The sequence below is a fragment of the Pseudoalteromonas sp. NZS100 genome (assembly GCF_015864815.1).
Lineage (GTDB): Bacteria > Pseudomonadota > Gammaproteobacteria > Enterobacterales > Alteromonadaceae > Pseudoalteromonas > Pseudoalteromonas distincta.
Genome location: NZ_JADYWM010000023.1, coordinates 54,711 through 65,757, shown reverse-complemented (window position 1 = coordinate 65,757; position 11,047 = coordinate 54,711). Strand labels below are relative to the sequence as shown.

The following is an 11,047-nucleotide window of genomic DNA, read 5'->3' as shown; positions in this document are numbered from 1 at the left end:
AAAGTTTTCTGGCGAATTCAATTATACCTTATCTTCATGCTGTTTGTTTTTCATACCACAAAGATCAACACGCCCTAGTAAATGATACAAATATGACAAGATATAATTGTACGTTTTTTAATCACACTTTTCAGTGGTGTCACCAAGGTAAAAAGCAGTACCAGATACTGATACATTCAGCGCTTTATTGTTTTCATTGTCATTATTGGGGCAGTATACAAAGCCCGTAAAGCTACCTGAGCCAGCTAAACTTGTCGTAATACGACCGCTCGTATTAAACCGAAGGCTATTATTACCAGAGAATTTTATTCTATCGCTAGACGGAGTTTCTGACATTACACGTAATAGACTATCGTTTGCGCTTTTATAACTTCCGTCATTATCAGTATCTATAAATAAAATAACGGTATTAGTTGATGCCCATTCACTTTGGCATGTGAGACTTGAGCTACTACTTGTAACTGTATTGGGAGCAGGGCATACAATGACTATTTCATCCGTACTTGCAGCTTGAGCACGGGCGTAGCTAATATTTCTTTTTAATTCCAACAAAAAGTTCTCAGCTCTATTTTCTTCTAGCATATCGCTACTATTCCAAATCGCAATTGATGCAATAATGCCAACGATAGCAACGGTTACCATGAGTTCTAAAAGGGTGAACCCGTTTTGTTTGTTTTTCATATTAATCTCATTTACTGCTAGTCATTTAAGTATAGCTATTTTTATATAATAAATTATACCATGATCGGTTGTTTTATCACCGTAATTCAATTGCTTTGTTTGCTATGAACACTATGATTGTCTAAAATCGAGGCAACTGGAGCTTTCAAAAGTAATCAATATGAAAAAAATAGAAGCAATTATTAAACCTTTTAAGTTAGATGATGTGCGTGAAGCGTTGTCTGATGTAGGTATTACGGGGATGACGGTAAGCGAAGTTAAAGGCTTTGGGCGTCAAAAAGGTCACACTGAGCTATATCGTGGCGCAGAGTATATGGTAGATTTTTTACCTAAAGTAAAACTTGATATTGTATTGACTGATGAAGATGTAGACCGTGCAATTGAAGTTATTGTAAAAACGGCGCAAACAGGAAAAATCGGTGATGGTAAAATATTTGTCACAGATGTTGAGCGTGTAATACGTATTCGTACTGCAGAGGAAGATGAAGAAGCGATTTAAGCTTGTTTTTCTATGTAGTAAAAAGGCGCTTAGTAAGCGCCTTTTTTATTTATTTAGTTCTTTTATTTAGTTTTCGTGTTTGCTTTGCGTGCTCACTAAGCTCAGTTAAACCTAATTGGTCGTAACTTTTTTCCATCATTTCAAGCGCGGGATCTAAGTAACTGCTTTGTGAATAATGCTCAACAACAAACTTACCTCTATTAGCAGCAGCTAAATAAGCTTCACGTTCGTAATAGTAAGTTGCTACTTTTAATTCATAACGTGCCATGCGGTTTAAAAGCCACACTAAACGACGCTTAGCTTCAGGCGCGTAATCACTTTTTGGAAAACGTTTTACTAATGTCGATAAATCTGTAAATGCAACACGAGTACGGTTAGCATCACGGTCGGCTCTATCTACACCAAAGTACTCTTGGAACGCATTTTTATCTGCTTTAATATTTACTAAACCACGCATGTAATACATGTAGTCTAAATCTTTATGATTTGGGTTTAAGCGAATAAAGCGGTCAATGGTTGCAAGTGCTTGTTCAGTATTACCTGATTGATAATGTGCATAGACTAAGTCCATTTGTACTTGCTTAGAGAATGGGCCAAATGGGTAGCGAGAGTCTATAGCACTCAAAAGTTCAATTGCACGAGCATATAAACCAGAATCTAGCGTTTCTTTTGCATCTTCATATAAAGCGTGTGCAGACTTATTCGGTACACGTTGAATGTCTTCTTGGTCTGGAGCAGACGAACAAGCGCCTAAACTAAGTACAGAAACTGAAAAAACAATGGCAAATGCACGTTTCCCTATTTTATTTATCATTTTATTTGTTACCTTCGATGTCTTCGGCTAGGCCAAGTCGGTAAAACCGAGTAAACTATGCGTATTATATTATGCTTTTATTAAAAGCGATTCTAACCCAGTCGAGCAAAGCTTGCACTGGTAAATTGGGTAAAGTTACTAATGTCAGAGCAAATTTCTCTTCAAGCCGACGTTCCAACCGAATTAGGTGGTAAACGTCTAGACCAAGTATTAGCACAATTGTTCCCTGATTATTCACGTTCTCGTATAAAAACGTGGATTTTGGATGATAAAATCACCGTAGACGGTGAAATTTTCAACACTCCACGCGAAAAGCTACTAGGTGGTGAAGTTGTAAGTGTTGAAACAACAATTGAAGCACCACGCGAATACGAAGCACAAGATATCAAATTAAACATTGTTTATGAAGACGATGATATTTTGGTAATTAATAAACCAATGGGCCTAGTGGTTCACCCAGGTGCGGGTAACCCTAATGGAACAGTGTTAAACGCATTGCTACATTACTACCCTGAAATAATTAACGTGCCACGCGCAGGTATTGTCCATCGTTTAGATAAAGACACGACCGGTTTAATGGTTGTAGCTAAAACGATTCCAGCACAAACGCATTTAGTAACAGCGCTGCAAAAGCGTGAAAACTTTACGCGTGAATATGAAGCACTGTGTAATGGTACTATGACTGCAGGTGGTATGGTTGAAAAAGCGATTGGCCGTCATCCTACTCAGCGTACGCATATGGCCGTACATGAACTGGGTAAACCGGCAATTACACATTATCGTGTTGCTGAAAAATTCCGTGCTCATACTCGTTTACGTCTGCGCCTAGAAACAGGCCGTACTCACCAGATTCGTGTGCACATGGCGCATTTAAATCATCCGCTAATTGGCGATCAATCTTATGGCGGCCGTCCGCGTCCACCTAAAGGTGCAACACCTGAGTTATTTGAGTTACTTCGTAGCTTTAGACGCCAAGCACTACATGCTGTAAAATTGAGCATTGCGCATCCAATCACGGGTGAAATGATGACATGGCAAGCACCTATCCCTGATGATATGGTTGCTATGACACATGCACTACGTGAAGATACTAAAGCTAATCCTGATATCGATAGATAATGCACTTATTGTCAGCGACATGGCAAAACCTTCATAAAGTAGGAACGTTAAGTACTACTTGTGGAGGTGGTGTTTCAAAAACCCCATTTAAAAGTTTCAATTTGGGATACCATGTTGGAGATAATCAAGATCATGTATCAAAAAACCACTCACTATTAACCAAACACTTACCTAAACCTGCCGTGTGGCTAAATCAAGTTCATAGCTCTGATGTTGTTATTGTTGATGAACATTTTGACTCTAATAAGTTACACAATGCTGATGCGCTTTATACTCAGTTATTAAATCAGCCTTTGGCTATAATGACTGCCGATTGCTTGCCTATTTTATTAGTGAGTGATGATGAAAAGGAAGTTGCAGCTATACATGGCGGCTGGCGAGGGCTTGAGCAGGGAATTATTAAAAATACTTTAGAATGTTTTAGCTCAAAGTATGAAAATATAAATGCTTGGCTAGGGCCTGCAATTGGGCCAACTCAATTTGAGGTTGGGGCTGAAGTGTTTGAGTTATTTCAAAAAAGGTCTTCTTCATTTATTCAAGCATTTACACCAGAAGCTAATGGCAAATATCTTGCTGATATTTATGGCATTGCGCGTACTTTACTTACCCAGCAAGGCGTTAAAAAGATTACAGGCGGCGACTATTGTACAGTCTCTCAAAGTGACTTATTTTTTTCTTATCGACGGGATGGGCAAACCGGACGTATGGCAAGTTTGATCTGGCGCAAGTAATTAGCACCTTTAGCTATTATATTTCTCTCTACACCTTGAACAAACACCTAAACATACCCATTAATTAAGCAATTAGATTATTTAATAGGTAACACCATGCGTTTAGATAGATTTACAAGTAAATTTCAATCTGCGCTTTCTGATGCGCAATCGCTAGCCCTTGGCCGCGACCATCAATTTATTGAACCCGTACATTTAATGTATTCATTACTGCAGCAAAGCGGCTCCAGTGTGCGCGCGTTATTTGCCCAAACGGGGGTCAGCGCAGATGAACTTAACACCAAGCTTTCACAAGAAATAGAAAAACTATTTAAAGTAGAAGGTGTAGGTGGCGATGTGCAGCTATCAAATAATATGGCTTCACTTATTAACCTATGTGACAAGTATGCACAAAAACGCAAAGACAAATACATATCAAGTGAATTGTTTGTACTGGCAGCATGCGACGATAAAGGTCCACTTGGCGATATATTCAGATCGTTAAATATTACCTCCACTAAAATTGAAACCGCAATTAAAGCGATTCGCGGTGGTCAAAAAGTTGATGACCCAAATGCCGAAGAAACACGCCAAGCGCTTGAAAAGTACACGATTGATCTAACTGAGCGAGCAGAGCAAGGTAAGCTTGACCCTGTTATTGGTCGTGATGACGAAATTCGCCGCACGATTCAAGTACTACAACGCCGTACTAAAAATAACCCTGTATTAATCGGTGAGCCAGGTGTTGGTAAAACAGCAATAGCAGAAGGTTTAGCACAGCGTATTATTAATGGTGAAGTACCTGAAGGATTAAAAAACAAACGTGTTTTATCGCTTGATTTAGGAGCACTAGTTGCGGGCGCTAAATATCGCGGTGAATTTGAAGAGCGTTTAAAATCAGTGTTAAACGAATTGGCTAAAGAAGAAGGCCAAGTCATTTTATTTATTGATGAAATACACACTATTGTTGGTGCAGGCAAAAGTGATGGCGCAATGGATGCGGGTAATATGCTAAAACCTGCTTTAGCACGCGGTGAGTTACACTGTGTTGGCGCAACCACGCTTGATGAATACCGTAAATATATAGAGAAAGACGCAGCACTTGAGCGTCGATTCCAAAAGGTACTCATTGAAGAGCCGTCGGTTGAAGATACCATTGCAATATTGCGTGGCTTAAAAGAGCGATATGAGCTACATCATTCAGTAGAAATTACTGATCCCGCGATTGTTGCTGCGGCGCAGTTATCTCACCGCTACATTAGCGATCGTCAGTTACCAGATAAAGCAATTGATTTAATAGACGAAGCGGGTTCTTCGATTCGATTACAAATTGATTCAAAACCAGAGTCGTTAGATAAGCTTGAGCGTCGTATTATCCAATTAAAATTAGAAGATAATGCACTTGCTAAAGAAAAAGATGAGGCGAGTCAAAAACGTCGCACTGAAATGCAAGAGTTGATCACCGACCTTGATGGGCAATATCGTGAGCTAGACGAAATTTGGAATGCTGAAAAAGCATCGCTTCAAGGTACACAAGTAATTAAAGCCGAGCTTGAACAAGCAAGATTAGATTTAGATGTAGCGCGAAGAGCAAGTGATTTACAGCGTATGTCAGAGCTGCAATATGGGCGAATTCCAGAGCTTGAACGAAAACTTGATTTAGCCTCACAAGCCGAAATGCAAGAAATGACTCTGCTTAAGAACCAAGTAGGTGAGGATGAAGTTGCTGAAATTTTATCTCGCTGGACAGGTATTCCTGTTGCAAGAATGCTACAAGGTGAGCGTGAAAAGCTGCTGCAAATGGAAGATAAGTTACACAGTAAAGTAATAGGGCAAGATGAAGCGGTCGTTGCTGTTGCTAACGCAATAAGACGCTCACGTGCAGGACTTGCAGATCCTAATCGCCCAATTGGCTCTTTCTTGTTTTTAGGTCCAACAGGTGTGGGTAAAACCGAGCTTACAAAAGCACTGGCTGGTTTTATGTTTGATACCGAAGATGCCATGGTGCGTATCGACATGTCTGAGTTTATGGAAAAGCACTCAGTTGCACGCCTAGTGGGCGCACCTCCAGGTTATGTGGGTTATGAAGAGGGCGGTTATTTAACAGAAGCTGTTCGTCGTAAACCTTACTCAGTTATATTGCTTGATGAAATAGAAAAAGCACACCCAGATGTGTTTAACATTTTATTGCAAGTGTTAGATGATGGCCGATTAACTGACGGACAAGGTAGAACCGTTGATTTTAAAAATACTGTTATTATCATGACATCAAATTTAGGCTCAGATATTATCCAAGAACAAGCGGGTAATAATGACTATACGACCCTTAAAGCTAAAGTAATGGAAGTATTGATTAATGAGTTTAGACCTGAGTTTATTAACCGTATTGACGAGACTGTTGTATTCCACCCGTTAGCAAACGAGCATATAAAAGAAATAGCTGATATTCAGTTAATGAAATTACGTGAGCGTTTAACAGAGATGGGGTATCTGCTTGAAATAAGCGATGCTGCACTTGAGCGAATTGCAGCAAGTGGGTTTGATCCTGTGTACGGTGCACGCCCGCTTAAGCGTGCTATTCAGCAAACGATTGAAAATCCGCTAGCACAAAAGCTACTTAATGGGGACTACATACCAGGTAGCGTGATTGTTATTGATGCAAATGACGACTCTTTGGTATTTACCAAACGCTGATTGTAAATAATTAAACTCTAAAGCCGCTAAAATAGCGGCTTTTTTATGTTTGTTAAACTTTAAAAGTTAGTAATAAATCGTTCACTCTACGTGAGCCTTCAACAAGCTCAGCTGCACCTTTTGCCACATTAAAGCTTAAACTTAAGTTGTTATCGCCAAAGTCTTTAATTTGCGAAACATTATTACTAATGTCGTTACTAACCATTTGTTGCTCTTCTGCAGCGGATGATATTTGTATTGCCAAGTGAGATATTTCACTGATTTGGATAAAAATATCCTCTAATTCAACTTGGGTTTTATCGGTTGTCAAAACACAGTTATCGGCTTGTGCTTTAGTGCTTTGCATTACTTTGGACCAGCTAAATAAAGTGTCTTGTATTTCTTTAATAGAACTATGGATTTGTGTCGTAGCATTTTGAGTGCGTGACGAAAGAGTCCTTACCTCATCGGCGACTACTGCAAAGCCTCGACCATGTTCTCCCGCTCTAGCTGCTTCAATCGCTGCATTAAGAGCAAGTAAGTTAGTTTGATCGGCAATTCCCTCTATTTCACTCATTACCTTACCAATTTTATCTGCTTCAGTGGCTAAGCTGGTGGCTGTATTTGCTGCTTGTTCTACTTGAGAAGCTAAGTCAGATACCATTTTACTATTATCAGCAATGTGGTCTTTTATCTCTGAGCAACTTTGATGGGTGTTATTCACTTTATCCGCTGTTTGAGCGGTATTTAGTGATATTTCACCAATGGTAGAACTCATTTGAGTCATCGCTGATGCAATTTGTTCTAAACGCTCACCTTGCGAAGAAATGCCTTTTTCGGTGAGTGTTGATTGTTTGTCTAAATCAGTCGCGATGCCATTAAAGCTTAATGTTGAGTCTTTCATACGGCCAAGGACGGTGCGCAATTTTGCACTTAGCATTTGCTCTCTATAATCACTTACACTGTGCGGTGTATGGCCGCTGTAAATATAACGAGAGATTGAATCGGCTTTTGCTTTTTGTGCGCGTAATATTTTAGGGGTAACAATGAGTTCGTCATAATTTAGCACAATAACTAAAGCACAAATAAATAGGCTAATTGCAGCAATGGTGATTGATGCCGCGACAGCAATAAAAATCAGCCAAAATAATAGGCTTATAAAAGTAAGGCTTTGTCTTATTGTGGTGTGTTCTCGTAGTTTAAATAATGACTTGTTGGTATTTATTTTGTTGTAAAGTGTTTGTGCACGTTGCTTAAGTTGAGAGTTTGCTTTGGTTCTTACAGATTGATAACCAACAAGTCGGTCATGTTCAAAAATGGGGGTTACAAAGGCATCTACCCAGTAATAGCGGCCATCTTTACAGCGGTTTTTAACCATACCGCGCCACGAGTGTTCTTGTTTTAATGTTGCCCACATTTCTTTAAAGGCTGCTTTTGGCATATCAGGGTGGCGCACGATATTATGATGCTGACCGATAAGCTCTTGTGCGCTATATCCTGCTACAGCACAAAACGCTTGATTGACGTATGTTATTACACCTTTAAGATCAGTAGTGGAAACCAGCTCTTGTGATTCATCAAAGTATACTTTTTCATTTTTTAAGCTTTTATCATTGTGCATTGTATTTATTATCATCCTTTATTGTTGCAGTCATTATATTGCTTACACCCTACAAAGCAAAAAATAGCGTCCTTCCTTCTATGCTCATAAGACAAATAATTGTATTTATTGATCTAGATCAAGTTTAAATACCGGACAGCTAATTTGAACTGATTTTGCATAAGTTCCGGTCTATTACTTTAAGCTGATATTTTACTTATTTGATTTATAATTAAATACGTATTTAAAGCATTTGTATAATGCACATAGCAATGGCAATATTACGACTTAATATAATGATGTTGGTCATATTAAGCGCATGTATAGAGTGGGGAAATAATTATTAAATTTGAAAAGTTATATAGTTCTTAGCAATTTATACCAGTTGCATTAAATAAGTGATCTATTATAGCGCTAAGAAAATAGCACAATAGTAAGGCGAAAATTATGACATATAGTTGTTCTATATGAGTAATTTTTAACGCAGTGAGTGCGCTATTTAATGCGATAGAATGATCATATTTTCAATAAAAATTGGTATTAATCTTGAGTCTAAGTAATTAGTCCCCATAACCTTATGATTAAGCCACGTGGCCCGAGGAAAGATTTTTTGACAACACATGATTTAGCTAACGCACTTGAAGCGTTATCAGTAAATGAGCACCAACATGCAGTTAAAGGCATTAAACGTGGCATAGAGCGAGAGTCGCTAAGAATACAAGAGAATGGTGCTATATCACCTAAAGGTCATCCAAAAGGGGTGGGCAGTGCGTTAACTAATGGCCATATCACAACTGATTTTTCTGAATCTTTACTTGAATTTATTACTCCAGTTAGTGAGTCGTCAACGCAAACTCTTAAGCAATTAAAAGATCTTCAAAAGTTCACTCTAGAAAAGATGGACGATGAACTGCTTTGGCCTATTAGTATGCCATGCTTTATTGAACACCAAGATGATATTGTTTTAGCTCAATTTGGTAGTTCAAATACTGGTCAAATGAAAACACTATACCGTGAAGGGTTAAAAAATCGTTACGGAAGTATGATGCAAGCAATTGCAGGTGTTCACTTTAATATTTCATTCCCAGATACGCTTTGGCAATCGCTTCATTCGTTACAAAAAAGCAATGCAAGCCTTCAAGATTTTATTTCAGAAGGTTATTTAGCGCTTATTCGTAACTTTAAACGCGAACTATGGCTAATAAGTTACATGTTTGGTGCATCGCCAGCATTGTGTAACTCATTTTTACAAGGTCGAAAAACCGATTTACCATTTAAAAAACTAGGTAAAGGTACGCTTTACTTAGAAGTTGGTACGGCACTGCGTTTAGGCAATTTAGGTTATACAAATAGTGCTCAGTCGTCACTACGCGTAATGTATAACTCGTTAGATGAATATGTAGCAGGCCTTAAAAAAGCAATCAACACACCATCAGAAATTTATGGTGATCTTGATGACTATAAGAGTGAAAACCCTAAGCAGTTAAATAAAAATATTCTGCAGATTGAAAACGAATTTTACTCGCCAATTCGTCCTAAGCGTAATGCTAAAAGTGGCGAAACGCCCACGGATGCACTGCTTCGAGCAGGCATTGAATACGTAGAAATTCGCGCATTAGACGTTAATCCGTTTAGCGAAGTTGGTATTGATATTGAGCAAATTCACTTTTTAGATGTGTTTTTAACGTATTGTTTATTAAAAGATTCAGCTCCAATGGATTGGAAAGAACAAGCACGCAGTACTGAAAACCTCGACACAGTAGTCAATCAAGGTCGAGAAGAAGGGCTAATGCTTAACTTTAATAACACACAGCGTAGTCTTCAGTCGTGGGGCGATGAAATATTTGCACAGCTCACTGATGTCGCTAAATGGATGGATAATGCTTATGGTGTTAATTATTACTCCGATACTATAAAGCGCATGGCAACGTGGGTGCATAATCCAGAGCTTACTTATTCTGGACGTTACGTGTCGCAATTAAAAGAGTCTGGTTTAGACAACGGACACTTTGCACTAGCACTGGCTAATAAATACAAACAAAGTCACGCAGACACTGATTACAGTGAGTTTTTAAAGCCTTGGCTGGAACAACAAGTTGTAGAGTCTAACGAAGCACAAACTGCAATTGAGCAAGCAGATACTCAGTCATTTACCGCCTTTTTAGATGCGTATTTTAGCGGTAAATAATCTTAATACTTAGTAAAATTTAAGCAAAAAAAACGCAGCCTAAGTAGGCTGCGTAAATATATATTCAGGGATGAACTAATGCTGTACTGCTGCATTCATTGAGTCAGACCCACACTTTTTAGAAAAGTTCTGTGAGATCTTAGAAAAATGAAAAAAAATGCAATTATTTTATCTCTTGCCATTACTTTAGCTGGTTGTGCTACAGCGCCTCCAAAACAACCTAACGATCTATGTAAAATCTTTGAAGAAAAACCTGATTGGTATTTTGACGCAAAAGACGCGCAAGAAAAATGGGGTTCACCTAAGCATGTACTCATGAGTATGATGTACCAGGAAAGCTCCTTTAAGCATGATGCGGCTCCGCCTATGGAGTACTTCTTATGGATAATTCCAACCGGTCGCGCAAGTGATGCTTATGGCTACTCACAGGCTAAAACACCAACATGGTCAGATTATATTCGTGAAACAGGCAACAATGGTGCTGATAGAGACGACTTTGACGATGCAATCGACTTTATGGCGTGGTTTGTTTATAAAACGCATAAAGTAAATAAAATCTCTAAATGGGATGCTTACGCACAATACCTTAATTATCATGAAGGTTGGGGTGGCTATAAGCGTGGCACATATAAAAAGAAAAAGTGGTTAATGGGTGTAGCAAACAAAGTTAAACACAGAGCGAGCCGTTATGGCGCGCAATTAAAGCGCTGTGAAGACGAGCTTGATAAAGGTTGGTTTGAACGTCTTATATTTGGCTAGAGAG

The 11,047-nt window shown here is 38.7% G+C and carries 9 protein-coding genes; 6 read left to right on the top strand and 3 right to left on the bottom strand.

The genetic code is table 11. The features are described 5' to 3' along the window. Positions 1–117 precede the first annotated feature (117 nt). Positions 118–681: a GspH/FimT family pseudopilin gene (locus I6E69_RS18235; RefSeq protein ID WP_024603774.1), complete on the bottom strand. Its 564-nt coding sequence runs from the start codon at positions 679–681 to the stop codon at positions 118–120. Between the two features lie 160 nt (positions 682–841). Between I6E69_RS18235 and glnB the strand changes: the two genes are divergently transcribed. After that, entirely contained in the window at positions 842–1,180 is a 339-nt protein-coding gene (glnB, locus tag I6E69_RS18230; RefSeq protein ID WP_002962211.1) for a nitrogen regulatory protein P-II, read from the top strand. A 49-nt stretch (positions 1,181–1,229) separates the two neighbouring features. Here glnB and I6E69_RS18225 read toward each other — a convergent pair whose 3' ends face one another. Beyond that, positions 1,230–1,994 (bottom strand): outer membrane protein assembly factor BamD, encoded by a 765-nt coding sequence (locus I6E69_RS18225; protein ID WP_002962210.1) that lies wholly within the window; start codon positions 1,992–1,994, stop codon positions 1,230–1,232. 141 nt (positions 1,995–2,135) lie between these two features. Between I6E69_RS18225 and rluD the strand changes: the two genes are divergently transcribed. From rluD to clpB, 3 genes are all read left to right on the top strand, one after another. After that, a complete protein-coding gene (gene rluD, locus I6E69_RS18220; protein WP_002962209.1) occupies positions 2,136–3,113 on the top strand; it encodes a 23S rRNA pseudouridine(1911/1915/1917) synthase RluD in 978 nt (325 codons plus the stop codon). Beyond that, complete coding sequence (pgeF, locus tag I6E69_RS18215; protein WP_197121838.1) at positions 3,113–3,844, top strand: peptidoglycan editing factor PgeF; 732 nt, start codon at positions 3,113–3,115, stop codon at positions 3,842–3,844. The genes rluD and pgeF overlap by 1 nt, the downstream gene beginning before the upstream one ends. Positions 3,845–3,940: 96 nt before the next feature. Continuing rightward, complete coding sequence (clpB, locus tag I6E69_RS18210) at positions 3,941–6,517, top strand: ATP-dependent chaperone ClpB (RefSeq protein ID WP_197121836.1); 2,577 nt, start codon at positions 3,941–3,943, stop codon at positions 6,515–6,517. A 52-nt stretch (positions 6,518–6,569) separates the two neighbouring features. On the opposite strand, the gene I6E69_RS18205 is transcribed toward clpB, so the two are convergent. Next, the gene (locus I6E69_RS18205; RefSeq protein ID WP_197121834.1) at positions 6,570–8,117 is read right to left on the bottom strand and encodes a methyl-accepting chemotaxis protein; all 1,548 of its coding nucleotides are present in this window, start codon (positions 8,115–8,117) and stop codon (positions 6,570–6,572) included. Positions 8,118–8,706: 589 nt separating this feature from the next. Here I6E69_RS18205 and gshA point away from each other — a divergent pair. Together gshA and I6E69_RS18195 are read left to right on the top strand one after the other, a co-directional pair. Next, positions 8,707–10,284, top strand: a complete 1,578-nt coding sequence (gene gshA, locus I6E69_RS18200) for a glutamate--cysteine ligase (protein ID WP_197121832.1) — start codon at positions 8,707–8,709, stop codon at positions 10,282–10,284. Between the two features lie 147 nt (positions 10,285–10,431). Then, positions 10,432–11,043 (top strand): transglycosylase SLT domain-containing protein, encoded by a 612-nt coding sequence (locus I6E69_RS18195; RefSeq protein WP_002962200.1) that lies wholly within the window; start codon positions 10,432–10,434, stop codon positions 11,041–11,043. The last annotated feature ends 4 nt before the right edge of the window (positions 11,044–11,047 follow it).